Here is a 19,734-nt window from a genome sequence, read left to right as displayed (position 1 = left end):
CGAAATGGATTTGCAAACGCAATTGTCACTTGTAATCGCATTCAATTCTATTGAACAAGAATATATCAAATCTTAGCAAATGAACAAGACCTTTTTATTGGCACCTCTCTCATTCTTTCGAACTGCGGCAAAAAACAGAGCCCCGCAATACGCTTTGCGGGCTCTGTTTCTATCGTGCTACTACCTACTTGCTGGCTGCATACAGCTCGTTCATCTCTTTCACCAAATCATCGCCGCCGTTGTTCTTCCACAGCTCCAGCGCTGCTTGGAAACCGGCTTCGTCGATTTGTCCGACTATGAATTTAATTCGCGCGTCATTTAAAATATTATCCAGCTGCGCTCCTTTTTCCGTATATACCTGCGAGATGAACGGCTCAGCAGGGTTGGCCACGATATATTGCTCGTTCTCCTTCTGCAGCTCGGTTTGCTTCAAGCGCAGCGGTGTCTGCTTCACCTTCTTCGCACGGTCCTCCGGAATGAATGTCAGCATTTGGTTCAAGCCTTCAACTTCGGATTCCATCAGCACCGTATCCTTGCTAACGACTACTGAATCCTCCTCGATCGTGTGATGCTTGCCTTCCAAGCCGTAGCCGAGCATCGTCTGCATCTCGGGTTCATTCAATTGATCGATGAATGCAAGAACCCGCTTCAACTCCTCCTCCGTCTTGACAGCCGACTTAGGAACGGCCAGCATGCCGGCAAAGCCCGATGTAGGAAGCGTGTGAAGCTCGCCGTCAGCGCTCTTTACTCCACCAAACACGTCCATGTAATGCACATCCGGCTGATCCTTGCCTTCGGCGGCCAGCGCAGCATGAATTTTATCGTCGGCGCGCGCCGCTCCGTCCACGACGTCAATAATGACGCCGGCCTGGTTGTTCACTATCGGGTCGGTCCATTTGGCCGAATCCATAATTGCGAAATCTTGATTAATCAGCTTTTCGTCATAGAGCTTTTTCATAAACTTTAACGCTTCCAGGTATTCCGGAGTCATGTGGTCAGGCACGAGCTGTCCGTCCACATCACCCCATTTGTTCGGAGCGCCGAACCATAATTTGATGTTGTCAAAGCCGCTCGACCATTGGCCGGTCCACTTAACAAGCACCAAGCCGTACGTGTCGTCCTTGCCGTTCTGGTCCGGATCCTGTTCTTTAAACGCTTTCAACATATTATAAAACTCGTCGATGGTCTGCGGTACCTGCAAGCCTACGTTATCCAGCCAATCCTTGCGGTAATAGACACCGTTTCTGCCGAGGGCGCGGCCCCGGTAAATGCCGTAGTTTTTTCCTTCAACAGATGAATTGTTTAAGATGACCGGGTTAGCGCCGCTTAAGTTCGGATAATCCTTCAAGTAAGGGCCCAACTCCCAGAACGCGCCTGATTTTGCGGCATTGACAAAGCTCGGCGATTTCACGTCGGGCACGTACATGATGGTAGGAAGCTTGCCGGAAGCGAGCGTAATGTTGAATTTGTCCACGTAGGAAGCATTAGGCACCCATTCGAAATGAATGTCCGTATTCGTCCGTTTCTCGATTTCCGCGGCAACCGGGCTGTCATCCTTCGGATAATTCGTCTTGAAAATCGGAAGCATGATGTTCAGCGGCAGCGCTGCCTCCACCTTATCGCCTTCGTTCGCAGGGGCGGAGTCAGGCGCGGCATTGCTGGGCGTTACGTTATTCGTACCGTTATTTTGCTGAGCGCAGCCGACTAGCGTGCTTGCGGCAAGCGTGCCGACTAGCAGCAGCGATGCCCATTTCTTGTTTCTGTTACGATTTCCTTTCATAGATGTACCTCCCTTAGATATTTGTATTATATCGTAAAACTGTCTGCCATCGGACATGCCGCCCTCCGGCAGATAGAAATTACCGCGATTAGCCTTTAATCGAGCCGATCAGAACTCCTTTGGCAAAGTGCTTCTGAAGAAACGGATAGACTAACAGAATAGGAACGGTTCCAACTACGATGACCGCCATTTTGATCGACTGGTCCGGCGGCTTCACGAAGTTCGGATCCATCGCGTTCAAATCCCCGGCAGCAGCTTGCGACAGCAGCACAATTTGGCGCAGTAGCACCTGAAGCGGCCACTTCTCCGGATTGTTGATATAGAGCAATGCGGAGAAAAAATCATTCCAATGCCCTACCGCGTAAAATAAGGTGAACGTTGCGAGAACCGGCTTCGAGAGTGGAAGCACGATCCGCCATAGGAGGCCGAGCTCCGTGCAGCCGTCAATCTTTGCCGCTTCCTCCAGACCGGGCGGGAGCTCCTGAAAGAAGTTTTTCACGATGATCAGATTAAAGGCGCTAATCGCTCCGGGCAGGATGAGCGCCCAATACGAATCAAGCAAATGCAGCTCACGAATAACGAGATAAGTCGGAATCATCCCGCCGCCGAACAGCATGGAGAAGATGACCAGATTGAGCACCGTGTTGCGTCCCATTAATCCCCGGCGGGCAAGCGGATACGCCATCGTGACGGTAAAGAACAAATTGACTGCCGTGCCGACGATGGTAACATACATGGACACTCCGATGCTCTTCATGATCGTATTTGTAGAGAAGATAAATTCGTATGCCGCCAGAGAGAACGTTTCAGGAATGAGAAATACCGCTCTCCTCGTAAGCTCTTCGTCGGTTGCGAAAGAACCGGATATGACATAAATGAACGGAAGGACGGCCGCGATTGCAAAGGCTCCCAGAAAAATATAATTCACGACATCGAAAACCGTTCCCGATGCGGTTCTGTACGTTTTGGACATAGGTAAGCTCTCCTCTCTTCGCAGATCCGTTTAATAAAGTCCGGATTGTCCGAATTTTTTTGCCAAGTAATTGCTGCCTAGCACGAGTATGACGCCTATGATGGCTTTGAATAGACCGACCGCCGTACTGTAGCTGAATGCGCCTTGCGTAATTCCCATCATATACACGTAAGTATCAAACACCTCTGCAACCTCGCGGTTAAGCGGGTTAAGCATCAAATAGATTTGTTCAAAGCCGTTCTCAAGTACATTCCCCATTCGCAAAATAAGCAAAATAATGATCGTGCTGCTAATGGAAGGCAGTGTAATATGCCATGTTTGTTTCCAGCGGTTCGCGCCGTCCATAATGGCAGCCTCATATTGCTCGACATCAACCGCTGCAAGCGCCGCAAGGAATATGATAGTTCCCCAGCCGCATTCCTTCCAAATCGTTTGGACAATAATGATCGGTCTAAACCACTCCGGACTTGCCAAAAACTCGATTTTCTGACCGGTATGCGCATATAACAGCTCGTTGACGGGTCCGCCTGCCGTCGTTAGAAACACGTAAGTCATACTCGCCACGATAACCATCGAAATAAAATGCGGAACGTAAATCAAGGTCTGAACCGATCTTTTGAATATGGCGATTCGCACCTCATTGAGCAGAATGGCCAGGATGATCGGCGCCGGAAAGAAAAAGACTAAATTGTAAAAGGATAATACGAGCGTATTTCGAAGAAGCATAAAAAACTCCGGATTTGAGAAAAACATTCTAAAGTGATCCACGCCAACCCATTCACTGTTCCAAAAGCCCGTATAGGGCTGATAATTTTTGAAGGCGAGCAGAACGCCCCACATCGGAACATATTTGAATAGTAAGAAATACAACAATCCAGGCAGCAGCAAAATGTACAGCCACTTGTCCTTTTGCAACCTCCGCAGCACGCTTGGCCGATAATGGGGAGATGGCCGTTTTAGGTTTGGAGCTGCAACCTGTTTCATTTCCGTTCACCTCCGGGTATCTTTCATCGCTTCGTCAGCGGTGTACCCTTATTATGGCGGGAGCGTTCTTTTTCCGGCAATTAGACATTCTTGAAGCCGGTAACGGCGGGGTTTTGAGCGATAAATCAAGAAAGTGCAAACGGAATCAAAAGTATCGCAATCGCTTGCACAACTGTCGTAGAAAAGCAGCTATATGGCTGATGTATCGGACACCAGAGTCTCTATTACTACCAAAACCTTCGTAATTTCATCCATATCTACATAATAACGGCCTCTCGGTCCGTCAGCACCGTAATTCCATTTCGTTTTGAGCCATAAGGTCTTCTCTGTCCGTTAAACTTGGTACGCTGAGTTAACAGGTGACGATAACGCAAAAAGAACCAGTCTAACACTTTATTTGCGTGTTTTGACTGGTCCTTTTTTATTAGGAACAAACTTTAGTGCGAACAGCAGTGTGACCTCATCGCATTATTAATTTACCTTCGAAAAACCGTCCAAACCATTTTTTTTAAATCTTCAACCAAAATACTAGCCAATTCCGTCTCCCCTGCACGATTTAGATGCAGCGAATCTCCTAGCTACATTATCCGCATTACATCTGTTGGGAATCAGCTATACCATTCACCCTTAAGAACGGTCACTGCTTGTCCCGACAAATAGACCCGGGCGCCATCATGCCGCACCTTCACAATGCCGCCGCGCTTCGATGCCTGATAACCAACAAGCTCATCCTTACGCAGCCGCTTCCCCCAATACGGCGCAAGCGCGCAATGGGCCGAGCCTGTGACAGGATCCTCATCTACGCCCGTTCCTGGATAAAAGGCGCGCGAAACAAAGTCGTAGTCCCCGCCCGATGAGCGGCTCGTCACGATAACGCCGCGTGCCGGCAGCCGCGCAAGCAGTGCGAAGTCCGGACGCAGGGTTCGCACCGTCTCTTCACTGTCGACCTCAACGAAAAAATCCATCCGGTTGCGTCCGATAAATCTAGGAATTAGTCCTAAGCCCTGCAAAAGCTCCTCAGGCGCATTCGACGCTTCCGGCGGCTCTGCAGGAAAGTCCATTACGATCCAATCTCCCGCTTTTTGGGCCGTCAAAAGCCCGCTCTTCGTCATAAAGCCCGCGGTTTCATCCCCGGCCAGCCGCCCCGTCTCCCATAAAACATGAGCAGTCGCGAGCGTAGCATGCCCGCATAAATCGACCTCCGCCTCCGGCGTAAACCAACGAAGATCGTAACCCTCGGCAACAGGCACTAAAAACGCCGTTTCTGAGAGGTTCATTTCTGATGCTACCCGCTGCATCCATTCGTCTTCCCTAGGCGCATCCAGCATGCAAACCGCCGCAGGATTTCCACGAAAGCTTTCCTTCGTAAAGGCATCAACGATATACATCGCATAACTCATTTCTCTGCCGCTCCTTTCCAAACAAAAAAAAACTTGCCTTCGCAAAACGAACCAGAGCGAATGTCGGCCATTCGATACTCTGTTTCGTTCGCGTGCAAGCACTATATATAGGTTAACCTTTGAGAGGGATGAGCAGTTCGACCGGCTCTTCCTCCAAATGATGCTCGTCGATATAAAATAATTCGAGCGATACGGCATTTTCTTGCTTCTCAAGCCGCATTTCATTAATCCAAGTATGCAGCTGCTCATAACCTTCACCGATCCGTTTGTTGGAGCAGGCCACCATCGCATAGCGATGTGCCGGGATCGTAAATTGCACCATGCCTGGAGGCACTTCCTCCAGATGCTGCACCTCGTAGCAAGCCCAGTACGTAGCAAACGCTTCGTTTCCGAAATACGGACTGTACAGCACGGTCGACTTGGATTTGTCGTTAAGCTCATGCTTCCGTGTCAAAAACTCGGTTTGCAGCCGAATGGCCTCATCCGGAAAGGTTGAATAAGGGCCGCAATAGCTGATTCCAGCTAAATGGAGAGCGGGCTTTGTAACGATTGAGCAGTTTTCCACGCGATTTCCTCCTTCGAATCTGTAGGACTTGTGCGCTAGGATGAGCTTTCTGCCCATAGTGTATCATGTTTCCTAATATATGGCTACTCAAACTCGAGCCGCTTCATGAACTCCTCTACCGCGCTGTAGCCCTGCTGTTTAAGGTACCAGTTATTAGCCGCCGCTTCAATCAAACCCGCTGCATCTCTTCCCGGCTGCAGTTGTATTTCAATATGCGGGATGCGTACATCCATATACTCCGTGAACCTGGGCTCCAGCTCCAAGTCATTGTTCAGCTCATTATCCCGCCATTTCGTGAGCTCAATGTCAAGCGCGATGCGCGTCTCATCCTGAAACGCCTTCCTGCCGTACAGCCTCACCACATTTACAAGACCGACGCTGCGAAGAGCGAGAAATTCCTTCGTCTTCTCGTTATGGCTGCCGAGCAGCGTTTGCGAGCTCAGCTTCTTGAGTACGACGATGTCGTCCGCCACGAGCCGATGGCCGCGCCTGATTAGCGTATGCGCGGTTTCGCTTTTGCCCACGCCCGATTTGCCGCGCAGCAAGATGCCTATGCCCGATACATTCAGGCAAACGCCGTGAACCGATATTTCGGGAGCCAGCGATTTAAGGAGATAAGCATCCAGCATGCCTAGGAATGGAGCAGTCAGTACTTTTGTCCGAAGCAAAGGGATGCCCTCCTCTTCGCAATATTTGGTCAAATACTTCAGTCCTCCCTGATCGGATGTAACGACAAAGCATGGCGGATGATATTTGACGATGTTTCCAATATGATGATTTCGTTCTGCTTCCGTCAACGTATGCAAATAAGTAATTTCTTTTTTGCCAAGAATTTGTACATGCTCCTGCGGAAAAAAATCAAAGTAGCCGACAAATTCAAGCCCCGGACGATACGCCCGCGCTTTGAGTATCTTCCGGTCCAGCTTGTCCGCGCCCGCCAGCACTTCCAATGAAAACTTTTCCGCAAGCTCTTGCACCTCGATCGATTTCATTGTTCGTCTCCCCCTTTCTTAGTAACCCGATTTACGATCCCGTCGACCGGTAATGACGCACCCCGATTCTCCATATTAGCAGACATGGCACTATAAAGAGAATACCTGCAAGCGGAGCTGCCATGTACGGCAGCTCATTTCCCGTCGTTTTATCCAAAATATAAAGCAGCGGCAAGTAATTCACGCAGCCGAACGGGATAATGAACGTAAAAAAACGCGACACCCATTTCTGATAAATATTTAACGGATATTGCCCCATTTCCCTGCCGCCGTCCGTAAAGATGTTCGCGATCTCAAGTCCTTGGATCGTCCAAAAGCACATCGCAGCAGCGAGCATGAAGATGCCTGAGAAGATAAAAACGCCGCTTGCCACCATGAGGAGCAAGGTGATTGCTTTAAGCACGGTCCAGTCTACGGCTAACTGGCTGATCGCCCATATCAATACCATAACGCTTTGCAGCAAACGGCCTGCGCGGGTGAATTCGAATTTCGAACCGAGAACCTGGACGACGGTGCCGCGCGGGCGCACCAGCAGCCGGTCGAAATCACCGCCAGCGACCAAGACCGAGAAGGAATCAAAGCCGCGGGCAAAACATTCGCTGATCGCAAAAGCCATATGAATAACGGAGAAGCAGAGCGCGACCTCATCGAACGACCAGCCCCTGATCTGCCCAAACCGTTCAAACAGGAAATAAAGACCGGCAAACGCCGAGAACGGAACGAGAAACTGCCCTAACGCCAGCAGCCAAAAGGATGTTCGGTACTGCATTTGCGATTTAAATAAAATAACGATGTATTTCCAATAAAGTTTCATCGTCATCACCCCCCTTGAACCACAACTTTTCGTAAAACGCCAGCCATGGCGCGCCTGCCGACTCCGATTATCGCAGCAAGCCAAATAAGCTGAATCAAAATGCCGAAAAGGGCTTCATCTGCCGGGATATGTCCGGAATAAATCCGGAACGGAAAATCCGCCGTCCACCGAAACGGAAGCACGTAAACGATGCGCTGCAGCCATTCAGGCATCAAAGGCACAGGAATAATCATGCCGGCCAAAAACTCGCCCGTTACGCCGAACATAAGCAGAGAACCCGCCGGGGACAGCGTAATAAATACCGATATGTACATGAGCATCGAAAGGGAAACCATAATCAATAGCCCGAGAAGCAGCGTAGCGGCAAATAATATAAAAGTGAGCGGATCAGCCGGCAGCGGCAGCCGGTAAGGCTGCGGCAGGAAGAAAGCGACTGCCAGAATCGGCAAGCTTCGAAGAAGGGCGCTCGCCAGCCGCTGCGCAAGCAGCTTCGCATACCATAAGCCGTAAATGCCGCTCGGCCGACAAAGCTCGTAAGCGATATTCCCGGACGTAATGAGCTGGAACAGCTCATTGTCCCGAAACCATAACATAACGAAGGCCAAGAAGGCTTGCTGCAGCCACACGTAAGTAATCAGCTGTGTCAATGAAATGGGCGGATCGATCAAAGCCTGACTGTAGAACGCCTCGAATACCATAATAATGATGAAGCCCCAAAAAAACTGGGTCGCGATGCCGGCAAGCGCAGCCGTGCGGTACTGCAGACCATTGTTAAGACGCAGCTTAAAGACAGAAATGTACGCCTTCATTATATTTGATGCTCCTTATACAATTGAACGATCATTTCCTCGATCGGCTGCGTGTCCATTTCTACATCGAGCAGCTCTACCTGCTTCGACAATTGGAGCAGCACTTCTGATATCAGCGTTTTTGCGGTATCTATTCTTAATACGGAACGTTCGGGTGACCAAGAGAGCAGCTCTGCTCCCGGGATTTCGAGCCGCTCCGGATAATGGCGGTACACGACGGTTAACGTTTTGTGCGTTCCGAATGAATGGCGAATGGCATCGATGCTCCCATCAAAGAGCAGCCTCCCTTTGCCGATTAAAATGATGCGCTGCGCCAAAGCTTCTATGTCGTTCATATCATGCGTCGTCAAAATGACGGTTACGCCCTTTTCTTTATTAATCGTTCGAATGAAGCGGCGAACGGCGATTTTGGACACGGCATCCAGCCCGATGGTCGGCTCGTCCAGAAAGAGCAGGTTCCGCTATCGGGTACAAGTATTCCGCTCATCACTTTGATGGTTGTAGATTTGCCTGCGCCATTCGGTCCGATATAACCGACGATTTCGCCCGGCTTAATCGAAAAGCTAATGTCATGAAGCGCCTCCACGGAAGTGTATTCCCTGCGAAATAATGCTTTAACCGCCTGTCCCACACCTGATGAACGTTTTGCAACCTGAAATGTTTTGTTTAAACCATGGATAGCAATCAAGTCATTTCCCTCCCCTAGTCCTGTTCAGATCAAAAATCGCTCTCCCCTTGCCAGCCCGGCAAGAGTGAGAGCGATTTGCTTGTGTCAATTATGACTAATATTTAAAAGTTGAAAACGAAATCGTCGTCGTTCAAAGGCTCAACGTGAATGGTACGGACGTAGCCGTTGCCTTTCTTGGAGAAGAAATCATGCTGTTTCGTGTGCGTGCTGATTCCGTTGAATACGATCGGATTAACCGGCTCTTCCGGGAAGTGCGGCTCAAACCCCAGGTTCATCAACGCTTTGTTCGCATTGTAGCGCACGTAGGCATTCACTTCTTCGGCTAAACCTAGAGGCGAATACAGATGCTCGGTGTAGATGATCTCGTTCTCGTACAGCTCGTTCAGAAGCGCGTAAACTTCGGTTTGAAGCTGTGATTGCTCTTCTGAGCTAAACGTCTGGAACAGCTCCTGTGCGAGCACGCCTACGTACAAGCCGTGGATGCTCTCGTCACGCAGGATCAAGTCGATAATTTCGCCGCTGCTTGTCATTTTACCTTGGCCGGCAAGGTAAAGCGGATAGAAAAAGCCGCTGTAGAACAAGTAGCTTTCCAGAAATACGGAAGCCGCCATCGCCTTATACAGCTCTTTCGGGCCCGTAATGTTCGTGTACCACGAAGCGATCAGGTTCGCTTTCTTCTGCAGCTGCTCGTTTTGCTCGACCCACTTGAAAATATCGTCGATTTCCTCGCCGGATGCAAGCGTTGTGAATATGCTGCTGTACGACTTCGCATGGATTTGCTCCATCATGGACATGAAGGACAGCACCGCCTTGCGCTGCAAGCCGTCCACATGCTCCAAAATTTTCGGCATGCCGATGCCGCCTTGAATCGTATCGAGCAAGGTCAGTCCGCCGAGCACGTTTTTGTATAGCGTGCGCTCGGCGTCCGTCATATCCATCCAGTCCATTTTATCGTCAGACAGAGGAATTTCTTCATCCGTCCAAAATTGCATCACATTTTGCTGCCAGAACGTTAATGTGAAATCGTCGTCCGGCCGGTTCCAGTTCACTGCTTTCATTTGGTGAGCTCCTTCTTTGCTACATAAGCATCATTAGAATGGGACTTACACGGCACAGCTTGTGCATTCCTCGACGGAAAGGCGCTTTGTTCTCGTGTAATAGAGCGATTTGAGCCCTTTTTGCGCAGCATAAACGTAGAAGCGCGCAAGCTCGCGGGTCGTCACGTTACTATTTACATGCAGCACCGACGAAATGCCTTGATCAACATGCTGCTGAATTTCCGCAATAAGATCAATCAGCTTGAACTGATCGATGTTGTAAGCCGATTTATAGTAGAAGTAGTTCTCTTGTGCCAGGTAAGGCATCGGATAATAGGTCGTCGAGTTCGCATATGTACGAGTTTCAATATGCTCGACGATCGGCATGACGCTGGAAGTCGCATTTTGGATATACGAAATGCTTTGCGTAGGCGCAATAGCCAGACGGTAAGCATGATATAAACCGTGCTTCTGTACCTTTTCCTTCAATGCTGCCCAATCCTGCGGCGATGGAATGTCCATGCCTTCGAACAATTCCTTCACGCGGTCGGTCTTCGGGCGGAAGTCATTCTCGACATAACGCGTGAAATATGTGCCCTTCGCATATTCGGAGCGGTCGAAATCTTTGAACGTAACGCCGCGCTCCTTGGCGATTTCCATGCTCTGCTCAATGGAATAGTAGTTCATCATCATGAAGAATACGCCGGCAAAATCTTTCGCTTCTTCGCTTTCATAAGCGATTTTGTTTTTGGCCAGGTAGCCGTTTAGGTTCATAGCGCCAAGTCCGACCGAGTGAAGCTCTTCATTCGCTTTGCGAACGCCCGGAGCGTTGTCGATTTTGGATAAATCGCTGACCGTTGTCAAGGCTTCAATACCGACATGGACGGATTCCTTCACTTTTTTGTGCTCCATGACATTAACGATGTTAAGCGAAGCAAGGTTGCAGCTGATATCGCGTCTAATCACGTCGTCGAAGCCGTAATCTTTGATTTCCGAAGTTTCCTGCAGCTGGAATATTTCCGTGCACAGGTTAGACATTTTAATGGAACCGATATCCTTCAAAGCATGAATGCTGTTGGCATTCGACTTATTCATAATGTATGGGTAGCCGGATTCCAGCTGAATCGAGGCGATTTTTGTCAGCATGTCGCGTGCGTTCATGACTTTCTTTTTCGTAACCAGGTCGTTAGCCAGCAATTCCTCGTACATCTCATCCATATCCATGTCGTCGAGATGCTTGCCGTATGCCTTCTGTACGGAATGCGGTCCGAACACGAAGAGCGGCTTGTTTTGAGCGGCTAGCTCATAAAATTTATTCGGTATGATAAGGCCGATCGACAATGTTTTGATCCGCGCTTTCTCGTCGGCGTTAATTTTTTTGCAATCCAGAAATTCAATGATGTCCCAGCCGAAAATATTATAGTACCCCGCGCCGGAGCCTTTGCGTTGCCCCATTTGGTCCGCATAGGAGAATGCATCCTCCATCAGCTTCAAGACGGGCATAATGCCTTTCGCTGCGCCTTCTACGCCCTTGATCGGCTCTCCGCGTCCGCGAAGTTTCGACAGGTTGACGGCAACCCCGCCGCCGATTTTGGAAAGCTGCATGCATGTGCCTAACACGTAATTAATCGAATTAAGTGAATCGTCCATCTCCAGCAGGAAGCAGGATACCATTTCGCCGCGGCGGCTTTTGCCGGCATTGAGGAAGGTCGGAGTAGCCGGCTGCAGGCGTTGATCGATCATCGCTTCGGCAATCCTTAGCGCTCTGGCTGCGTCGCCTTCGCCAAGATGCAGCGCCACGATGGCAACGCGATCGGAGTATTGCTCCAAGTATTGCGCTTTATTGTTCGTCTTCATCGCATAGTCCTTGTAGAACTTCGACGCTGCCATGTAGGATTGGAATTCGAAGCCGCTGCCTGCCGTTAAATTAAAAACAGCTTCAACCTGCTCGTATGTATACTTATCGTACACATTATCGTAATAATCGTTTTCTATTAAATAGTCCAGCTTATGGCGAAGGGAATCAAACTTGACGCTTTTCTCTTCGACTTCCTCCATAAATGCGGCAACAGCCTCTTTATCTTTATTCAGCTGGTAAAATCCGTCCGCGCCGCGCTGCATCAATTCGTTATTCAATTCAATATGCTTCAATGGTTCGCACCCTTTCGACAAAATGCTGCATATCCTGATTCGTACCCGATAATTCAAACTTCAATATGACAGGAACATCGTACATTTCCGAGATCGTGTCCGCGCTCTTCGCGAACCCCGTTCCCCAGTTCCGGTTGCCGCTCGCGGATACGCCGCGAAGCATGCTTCCATTGCTTCGCAGGAACGAAGTTACCTTCTCCGGAACTTGACCGAACCCTGTCGTGTACGTGACCAGCACGAACGGTTCGTCCACCTCTTGCTTCTCATCAATAGGCACTGCGCGCATATTCAATTTGTTGATGAAACGCTTGACATTACCCGTTTTGGAATCATAGACGACTAGCATAACACGTTCGCTCCCCTACTGGATTTAAGCATTTAAAAAGCGCTTCTGACTAGCATTTCCGTCAGCTGCGCTAGTTCATGATTTACAAAGTGAATCATTGCAGGCACCTATATACATCAATATGTAGTTCGATTTCTTGATTCTACATCAATATATAGGAGGAGTCAATGAAAATTATGGAGAAAATATGAATCTGTTTTTGGGGCGCACTCGACTATTCTAACAGATACGGATATGATGGGATAGTGACATTTTATTGCTATATCGGAGGTAGAAATGGACGTAAAAAAAAACGCCGGACAAATACGGGAATTGATAGAGAAGCTGTTCCTGGACGCCGGCTTCACAGCCCCTGAGCTGCTTGCTTACGTAGATAAATTAGAGCAGGACAACGCGGAGTTATCTCAAACCGTGAAGAAATTGAAGCTTGCCGAGATACGCCGGGTCTCCGCTTCGGCGGGAATGAGCAGCCGTCTGACGGACGCTCTTCGCGAATAACGGGAAACGCCGAAGCGCCATATCTGGTATATGGCATAGCCTCCGAACTGGATAAACGCTAATAGAGAGATTAGTGCGGGAAACGGCATATTTCGACAATTCATTATGATTACACTATATGCAGCGACGAATATGAACGTGTCCACATTCGCGTCCAAATCGTGAAAGGAGGGGCTGTCGACTAAGGCCATTCACCTAAGTCGACAGCCCCTCCCGGGCGCTCGAATCTATTTGATTGCCGCAAAAAAAAGTCGTTCGGACTCATGACCCGCAGGCTTCAGCTCGAAATCGGCATAGCGGTCGACGGTATGGAAGCCGGCACGCCGCAGCGACGCCTCGATCCAGTCGGGATCGTATGCGCGCTGGACATGCGATTCCTCGAAACGGTAAAATCTCGAATCGTTATCGCGGGCGAATATCGTCAGATTATGCTCGATCTCGCATCGCTCCTCTTCGAACTCGCAGGTCCAAATATAGGCGACGTCCCGCTCATCGAGTACAAACGGCTGTTCTTCAGCGTAACGGATTAATTGCTTGGGCGGATGCATATCGAACAGGAACGAGCCGCCGCTGCGCAGCGCCGCGTAGGTTGCCCTGAAGGCAGCCTCGATGTCTGCTTCCTCCGTCAAGTAGTTCAAGCAATCACAGAACGATATGACCGTATCAACGGGCTCCTGCAGCTCCCATTCCCGCATATCCTGCTGCAGCCACTTGATAGAGCCCGGACGCGGACGCGTGACGAGCTGAGGCGTATCATCCCATTTTCTGCGCGCGACCGTGAGCATGTCCGAGGATAGATCAATGCCGAATACATGGAAGCCCGATCGAGCCAGCGGAATAGAGATGCTGCCGGTGCCGCAGCCGAGATCAACAACCGTCGCAGGCATGCCGTAACGCGACCAGCCCGCTCTCGCAAAGCCCAACCATTCGGCGTAGGGCATGTCTTCCATTAATTGATCGTATACGGCCGCGAACTGTCCGTACGAACGCGTCATTTCTTGTCAACTCCTTCAGAAAGCGTGCCTGAGGCTTCGAGCTGCGATGCGGCAGTACCCTCCGTTTCGTTCGCCTCTTCCGCTGCCGCCAAATACGTCCAGCTCCCTTTCTGCGTTATAAGGCCTTCTCGCATCAGCTTTCCTAAAGCGCGTTTAAATGCACCTTTGCTGATTCCGAATTTTTGTTTTAAAATGTCGGCATCCGTCTGGTCGGAATAAGGCATTCCGCCGCCCGGCCTCTCTTTAAGAAATGCAAGGATCCGGTCGGCATCCTCAACTCGCCCAACCTCTTTTCGCTGCGCCATCGACAGGTTTGCCCTGCCGTCTTCACGTATAAAGGTAACTCGTGCCTTTACGCGCTCTCCAAGACGAAGCGGCCTGATACGCTCAGAGCTCGGAATCAGTCCGTACACCCCGAAGCCGACAACCCCGCCGTCGATGATGACAAAGGAGCCCAGCTGCAGCGTCTTTGTTACCCAGCCCTCCACCCACTGGTTGTTCCAGCTTGCAGGTGCAGGAAATACAAGCTCCGACAGTTCTTCTTCGAAGGCAATCTTCGCGACAAGCCTGCCGATCTTGTCATGCTTCATGACGACAAAAACCTCGTCGCCCGGCAGCGGCCTGTAATCGATGCTCTCCGGAAGCTCAGAGAGAGGCAGAAGCAATTGTCTGCCTAAGCCGATTTCAAGAAAACAGCCGAGCCTTGGATGAACGTCCGCAACCTGCAGCCGGGCCAACTCGCCGAGCTGGAGCAGAGGCTTCTTCATCGTAGCTGCCAAACGGTCCTCCGAATCATAGAACAGAAAGGCTTCTACTTCATCGTCGATTTTCGGCTTTGAGCCGACAAGCTCGGTATAGTGCAAGAGTACCTCCGATTCGCCGTCGCTTAAGAAATAGCCGTAGGGCGACACCTCGCGTGCCACCCTTAACGTCTGTGTAGTCCCCGCTACGAAGCTCATGCGAATTCCACGACCTTCGCATCGGACCATAGCCGCTCAATATTATAATAATCACGTTCATCGCGGTGAAACACATGGACGATAATGTCGCCAAGGTCGATCAGAACCCATCTGGCCGTGTCCATACCTTCGATGCCGCGAACGCGTGTGCCGTTTTTCTCCGCTTGCTTTCTGATCTCGGCAGCGATGGCTTGCACCTGCGTATCCGAGTTGCCGCTGCAAATGACAAAATAATCGGCTACCAATGAAATTTCTTTTAAATTTAAAGCAACGACCCGCACCGCTTTTTTATCTTCCGCTGCCGCGACCGTTATTTGAAGCAATTCATCCGAATGTACCGCCATAGGCTCAGCCTCCTGTTATCTATTTTATTCGAGCAAACAATTGCGCGCTTCCAGCGTTAGCGGAAATATCCGTTTCCCCTTCTCTAACAAAAAGGAAATTGTAGAATTAAAGCCCGCCAGCAGCGCTTGGTCCAGATGCTCCCGGCTTAGTTCCCGAATGGTGTCAACGCCGGGAAAATCCCGTCCCGGCTCCATATAATCGGCCAAGCACACGATCTTCTCTAGCTTCGACATGCCTCGTCTGCCTGAGGTATGGTATCTTATCGCATCAAGCACCCCTGCGTCCGTTACGCCGTACTCATGCTCAGCTACCCAAGCGCCAACAGGCGCATGCCAAAGCTCTTTATCGTAAAGCAGCAGCTCAGCCGGCAAGCCCTTGTCGCGAATAATACCCGCCATACGTTCAGTCGGCCAATATTTGGAAACGTCGTGCAAAATGGCTGCAAGCTCGGCGCGCACCGGATCCTCGCCGAACCGTTCGGCCAATACAACCGCCGTTTCCATTACGCCCTGCGTATGAAGCCATCTACGCTCCGGCATTTCAACTTTTACCTTTTCGATCATTTGCTCACGATTCATACAGACTGTACCTCCTTATGTAGCTCAGCACAGAATCGGGCACTAAATATTGAACGGATTGCCCTTCACTCACCTTACCTCTTATTGCGGTTGACGAAATATCGATTGCGGGCATTTGAATGAGCGTTATCCGTTCCTTCAAATAGCTCGGCAGCATTTCGATAAGGATTGGATCGGAGGGCCGCTCCAATCCGATAAACGTAATATACTTTGCTAATTGCTCGATTTTATACCATTGCGGCAGATCATTTATCCGATCGGATCCGATAATATAAGAGAAAGAATTACGCGGGTAGCGGCGCTGCAGCTCTGTTACGGTATCGTACGAATAGCTTACGCCTCCGCGCAGCAATTCGATATCCAAAGCTCGGAATGCAGCATTGCTTTCAATCGCTCCGCACACCATCTCAAAGCGCCGCTGGCTGCTGACGCCCGGTTCATCCGATTTGAGCGGAGGGCCGCAGGACGGAATGAACCATACCTCGTGCAGGCCGCATTGCTGGCGCGCCGTTTCCGCCGCGATCAAATGGCCGAGGTGGATCGGATCGAAGGTGCCGCCCATAATGCCGATCTTGCTCACGCTCTTCGCTCCTCCTTTGTTTCGAAACCTTCTATTGAAAAAGGCTTGAATGTCATTCGCTGCGCGGGCCAATCATTCTTACGATCGCTTTCGTTCTCGGATTCTTTGATTAGACTAAACATTTAAAGGTAAGAATCCGAGAACAAGAAGCGACCACTACGTTTCTACAGAACGATTGTCCGCTTCGCTACCCATTCAATTCCATTTCAATAATCATACGAAATCCAAATCATTGCTAAATCGATGCTTTATTTCCTAGCAGCGCTGGGAAGCTCGATTTGTTTGTTGTCTTTGGATTCCTTGTAGAGGACGATCGTTTTGCCGATAACTTGGACAAGCTCGGCGCCCGCTGCCGCTGCGATCTCTGCGCCGATTTCCTTAGGATCGTCCAGGCAGTTGTTGAGAACGGAAATCTTGATTAGCTCACGGGACTCGATGGACTCCTCGATATGGCGAATGAGGTGATCGTTTGTACCGCCTTTGCCGACCTGGAAGATTGGCGTCAAATGATGGGCTAATGATCTTAAATAACGTTTTTGTTTACCTGTAAGCATAGTATGTGTTCCTTCTTTCATCTCGATCAATCGTCGGAGTAGTTTCTATAGTCAAGTCTTGTTAGCCTTGCAGGGAGGCTAGCACGGTTTCGCGCATTGCAGCGACCGGCGCGGGCTGGCCTGTCCAATATTCGAAGGCGTAAGCGCCCTGATAGATGAACATGCCCAGACCGCCGTGAATACGGCAGCCGCGCTGCTCGGCCTGCTGCAAAAACGTTGTTTTTAACGGGTTGTATATTAAATCGCTTGCGACCGCGCCCGGCTTTAGCCAGGCGGCATCGACCGGCGTTTCATTCGTATTCGGAAACATGCCGACGGAAGTTGTGTTAATAACGATATCCGCTTGCTGGCATGCCGTTTGCAGCTGTTCATTCCGAACCGATTCGATGACCAAATGATCTCGGAATGCTTCGGCGAGCTCCTCGGCGCGCTCCACGGATCGGTTAGCGATTGCAATATGCGCCGGATTTTCCTTCGTAAGGGCATAAATGATCCCCCGCGCCGCGCCGCCCGCACCCAGTACGACAATCCTTTTGCCTGCAAGCTCCGGCTCCGCTTCTTCCTTCAATGAACGCACGTAGCCGATACCATCCGTATTATAGCCAATAAGCCGCCCGTCCTCATTCACGATCGTATTAACGGCGCCAATGGCTTGCGCGCCGGCATCAATGTCATCCAGCAACGGCATAATGTCCAGCTTGTGTGGAATCGTCACGTTCACCCCGCGGATTCCCATCGCCCGCACGCCAGACGCAAAATCGGCCAGACGCTCGCTCGTCACGTGAAACGCATGATAACTGCCGTTAATTCCTGTTTCCCGAAATGCCCGGTTCATCATAATCGGCGACTTCGAATGTCTAATCGGATTGCCGATAACTCCGAAAAGTACTGTATGACTGTCTATTCGATTGCCTTCGCCAGCACTCGTCACTGTGAGTTCTCCTTCCAAAGCCCAAAGTTAAATCATCGAGTCGCGAAGCATGACCTTTACACCTTTGGGCGCAAAAATGTCAATTAGCGCTCCGCCCGTACCGTTTACCTGAATCCAGCCGAGACCGGATATGAACACATCTTTGCTTACACCGCGCTTCACGCGCAGCGAATGCCTTGTCCATGCCGGAATGCTTTCCAGCTCCTCGAGCGTAGGTCCGCCAAGCAATTGGCCGCGATGATCGGCATACAGCTCCTCAGCCCGTTCAAGCTTTGTACGATGCATGTTAAGCGCATTGGATATATAGAAGGTAAACGATTGACGGTCACCCTCGACAAAATCAAACCGAACCAGGCTGCCGATAAATAGCGTTTGGCCCTCGTTCAATTGATAGACAAGCGGCTTTATCGACTTGTCCGGCAATAAGGAGCCTAGGAAGCTGCGCGGCACGACCTCGGTCATCCGGGATTCATAGACAATACCCGGCGTATCGATAATCGCTTTCCCATCCTCGAGCGGGATATGCACGGCATCAAGCGTCGTCCCCGGATAACGCGATGTAGTAAGTTCGCGCTCCATATCGCTATAGTCGCGAATGAGCCGATTAATGAGCGTGGACTTGCCTACATTGGTGGCGCCGACCACATAGACGTCGCGTCCGTTGCGGTATTTCTCCAGCGCATCGATGACATGCTCGAAGCCCATGTTTCGTTTTGCGCTGCACAGTACGATATCGACCGTGCGCAGCCCTTCCGCCTTGGCTTGCTTCTGTACCCAATTGCGAAGGCGATTGACGTTCATCGCTTTCGGCAGCAGATCGATCTTGTTCACGACAAGCAGGACGGGATTATTGCCGACAAAACGTTGAAGTCCCGTTATCAAGCTCCCTTCGAAATCATACAAATCGACGATATGCACGACTAGGCTGTCCGTACTTCCGATGCTGCCGAGCAGTCTTAGGAAGTCATCCTGATCGACTGCAACCGATGAAGCTTCATTATAGTTGCGAATGCGGAAGCATCGCTGGCAAATAACCGGCTCGCGTTCCAACGCAGCTGCGGGCAAATATCCGGGCCGGTCGGACTGCTCCGACTGCAGCTGCACGCCGCAGCCCGCGCATGACGCTGATGCCTGACTTAGCTGTTGTTGCTTCACTTGGTTTCCCCCTCATACCATAACCCTTTTTTCCTTAAACGAGTTAACGCGAAACGTTCAATCCGACGATTCACCCGCGTCATGATTCCTTCATCCGCCGGTGCAATCGGGGTGACAAGTATGGTATAGAGTCCCATCCGATTACCGCCAAGCACATCCGTCAACATCTGATCGCCAATAACGACCGTATGCTCTGCAGCCAAGCCGAGAACGCCAAGCGCTCTGCGGAAGGACTTGCGTGCCGGCTTGCGTGCGGCGTGAATGTATGGAATATTCAGCGGCCCGGCAAACTTTCCAACGCGCGTCTCATTATTATTAGAAACGATTACCACCTGAAAGCCGCGTGAGCGCACGTAATCAAGCCACTGCACCAGCTCGGGCGTTGCTAACGCCTCCTTCGCACCGACAAGCGTATTATCAAGATCCGTAATGATGCCGCGAACGCCTCGTGAATGCAGCTCATCTAAATTAATTTCATATACTGTATTGACGCGCACATGCGGCAACAGCCATTCAAACATAATCGGTATCCCTCTGCTTTCTGCCTGCTATCTTACGAAACTATACCATACAAACCAAATTTGTTGCAAAAAAACCGTC

Annotated in this window: 23 protein-coding genes; 1 reads left to right on the top strand and 22 read right to left on the bottom strand. The window is 50.4% G+C overall.

Annotation, left to right across the window (positions count from 1 at the left end):
- Positions 1-184 precede the first annotated feature (184 nt).
- The 13 genes from L1N85_RS15595 to nrdI form a co-directional block, all read right to left on the bottom strand.
- Entirely contained in the window at positions 185-1,780 is a 1,596-nt protein-coding gene (locus L1N85_RS15595; protein WP_235240006.1) for an extracellular solute-binding protein, read from the bottom strand.
- An 88-nt stretch (positions 1,781-1,868) separates the two neighbouring features.
- Positions 1,869-2,753, bottom strand: a complete 885-nt coding sequence (locus tag L1N85_RS15590; RefSeq protein ID WP_235240005.1) for a carbohydrate ABC transporter permease — start codon at positions 2,751-2,753, stop codon at positions 1,869-1,871.
- Positions 2,754-2,783: 30 nt separating this feature from the next.
- On the bottom strand, positions 2,784-3,737 hold the full coding sequence (locus L1N85_RS15585) for an ABC transporter permease (protein WP_235240004.1): 954 nt from the start codon (positions 3,735-3,737) through the stop codon (positions 2,784-2,786).
- Between the two features lie 608 nt (positions 3,738-4,345).
- Positions 4,346-5,137: a PhzF family phenazine biosynthesis protein gene (locus L1N85_RS15580; RefSeq protein WP_235240003.1), complete on the bottom strand. Its 792-nt coding sequence runs from the start codon at positions 5,135-5,137 to the stop codon at positions 4,346-4,348.
- A 112-nt stretch (positions 5,138-5,249) separates the two neighbouring features.
- Positions 5,250-5,702, bottom strand: coding sequence for a GyrI-like domain-containing protein (locus tag L1N85_RS15575; protein WP_235240002.1), 453 nt, complete (start codon positions 5,700-5,702; stop codon positions 5,250-5,252).
- Positions 5,703-5,785: 83 nt separating this feature from the next.
- Positions 5,786-6,694 carry an HPr(Ser) kinase/phosphatase gene (hprK, locus tag L1N85_RS15570; protein WP_235240001.1) on the bottom strand — a complete coding sequence of 303 codons (909 nt, stop codon included), beginning with the start codon at positions 6,692-6,694 and terminating at the stop codon, positions 5,786-5,788.
- A gap of 31 nt (positions 6,695-6,725) precedes the next feature.
- The gene (locus L1N85_RS15565; RefSeq protein WP_235240000.1) at positions 6,726-7,508 is read right to left on the bottom strand and encodes an ABC transporter permease; all 783 of its coding nucleotides are present in this window, start codon (positions 7,506-7,508) and stop codon (positions 6,726-6,728) included.
- Positions 7,509-7,513: 5 nt separating this feature from the next.
- The gene (locus L1N85_RS15560) at positions 7,514-8,317 is read right to left on the bottom strand and encodes an ABC transporter permease (protein ID WP_235239999.1); all 804 of its coding nucleotides are present in this window, start codon (positions 8,315-8,317) and stop codon (positions 7,514-7,516) included.
- A complete protein-coding gene (locus L1N85_RS15555) occupies positions 8,317-8,733 on the bottom strand; it encodes a hypothetical protein (protein ID WP_235239998.1) in 417 nt (138 codons plus the stop codon). The genes L1N85_RS15560 and L1N85_RS15555 overlap by 1 nt, the downstream gene beginning before the upstream one ends.
- On the bottom strand, positions 8,676-9,005 hold the full coding sequence (locus L1N85_RS27650; protein ID WP_328285222.1) for an ATP-binding cassette domain-containing protein: 330 nt from the start codon (positions 9,003-9,005) through the stop codon (positions 8,676-8,678). Before L1N85_RS27650 ends, L1N85_RS15555 begins: the two co-directional genes overlap by 58 nt.
- Before the next feature lie 101 nt (positions 9,006-9,106).
- Positions 9,107-10,063, bottom strand: a complete 957-nt coding sequence (gene nrdF, locus L1N85_RS15545; RefSeq protein WP_235239997.1) for a class 1b ribonucleoside-diphosphate reductase subunit beta — start codon at positions 10,061-10,063, stop codon at positions 9,107-9,109.
- Positions 10,064-10,108: 45 nt separating this feature from the next.
- Entirely contained in the window at positions 10,109-12,193 is a 2,085-nt protein-coding gene (nrdE, locus tag L1N85_RS15540; protein WP_235239996.1) for a class 1b ribonucleoside-diphosphate reductase subunit alpha, read from the bottom strand.
- Positions 12,180-12,539: a class Ib ribonucleoside-diphosphate reductase assembly flavoprotein NrdI gene (nrdI, locus tag L1N85_RS15535; protein ID WP_235239995.1), complete on the bottom strand. Its 360-nt coding sequence runs from the start codon at positions 12,537-12,539 to the stop codon at positions 12,180-12,182. Before nrdI ends, nrdE begins: the two co-directional genes overlap by 14 nt.
- Before the next feature lie 276 nt (positions 12,540-12,815).
- Between nrdI and L1N85_RS15530 the strand changes: the two genes are divergently transcribed.
- Positions 12,816-13,037, top strand: coding sequence for a hypothetical protein (locus tag L1N85_RS15530; protein WP_235239994.1), 222 nt, complete (start codon positions 12,816-12,818; stop codon positions 13,035-13,037).
- Between the two features lie 227 nt (positions 13,038-13,264).
- Here L1N85_RS15530 and L1N85_RS15525 read toward each other — a convergent pair whose 3' ends face one another.
- From L1N85_RS15525 to L1N85_RS15485, 9 genes are all read right to left on the bottom strand, one after another.
- Positions 13,265-14,032: a class I SAM-dependent DNA methyltransferase gene (locus tag L1N85_RS15525; protein ID WP_235239993.1), complete on the bottom strand. Its 768-nt coding sequence runs from the start codon at positions 14,030-14,032 to the stop codon at positions 13,265-13,267.
- On the bottom strand, positions 14,029-14,991 hold the full coding sequence (locus L1N85_RS15520) for a CvfB family protein (protein WP_235239992.1): 963 nt from the start codon (positions 14,989-14,991) through the stop codon (positions 14,029-14,031). The genes L1N85_RS15525 and L1N85_RS15520 overlap by 4 nt, the downstream gene beginning before the upstream one ends.
- Positions 14,988-15,335, bottom strand: a complete 348-nt coding sequence (rsfS, locus tag L1N85_RS15515) for a ribosome silencing factor (protein ID WP_235239991.1) — start codon at positions 15,333-15,335, stop codon at positions 14,988-14,990. Before rsfS ends, L1N85_RS15520 begins: the two co-directional genes overlap by 4 nt.
- A 24-nt stretch (positions 15,336-15,359) precedes the next feature.
- A complete protein-coding gene (gene yqeK, locus L1N85_RS15510) occupies positions 15,360-15,914 on the bottom strand; it encodes a bis(5'-nucleosyl)-tetraphosphatase (symmetrical) YqeK (protein WP_235239990.1) in 555 nt (184 codons plus the stop codon).
- Positions 15,904-16,476 carry a nicotinate-nucleotide adenylyltransferase gene (gene nadD / locus L1N85_RS15505; protein ID WP_235240012.1) on the bottom strand — a complete coding sequence of 191 codons (573 nt, stop codon included), beginning with the start codon at positions 16,474-16,476 and terminating at the stop codon, positions 15,904-15,906. The genes yqeK and nadD overlap by 11 nt, the downstream gene beginning before the upstream one ends.
- Positions 16,477-16,742: 266 nt before the next feature.
- Positions 16,743-17,048, bottom strand: a complete 306-nt coding sequence (yhbY, locus tag L1N85_RS15500; protein ID WP_235239989.1) for a ribosome assembly RNA-binding protein YhbY — start codon at positions 17,046-17,048, stop codon at positions 16,743-16,745.
- Positions 17,049-17,109: 61 nt separating this feature from the next.
- The gene (gene aroE, locus L1N85_RS15495) at positions 17,110-17,979 is read right to left on the bottom strand and encodes a shikimate dehydrogenase (protein ID WP_235239988.1); all 870 of its coding nucleotides are present in this window, start codon (positions 17,977-17,979) and stop codon (positions 17,110-17,112) included.
- Between the two features lie 27 nt (positions 17,980-18,006).
- Positions 18,007-19,134 (bottom strand): ribosome biogenesis GTPase YqeH, encoded by a 1,128-nt coding sequence (gene yqeH, locus L1N85_RS15490; protein ID WP_235239987.1) that lies wholly within the window; start codon positions 19,132-19,134, stop codon positions 18,007-18,009.
- Positions 19,131-19,655, bottom strand: a complete 525-nt coding sequence (locus tag L1N85_RS15485; RefSeq protein ID WP_235239986.1) for a YqeG family HAD IIIA-type phosphatase — start codon at positions 19,653-19,655, stop codon at positions 19,131-19,133. The genes yqeH and L1N85_RS15485 overlap by 4 nt, the downstream gene beginning before the upstream one ends.
- Positions 19,656-19,734: the final 79 nt, after the last annotated feature.

The sequence above is a fragment of the Paenibacillus alkaliterrae genome, from assembly GCF_021532375.1.
Classification (GTDB): domain Bacteria; phylum Bacillota; class Bacilli; order Paenibacillales; family Paenibacillaceae; genus Pristimantibacillus; species Pristimantibacillus alkaliterrae.
Note: the sequence above shows the minus strand (reverse complement) of the source record. Positions and strands in the feature narration are given on the sequence as shown.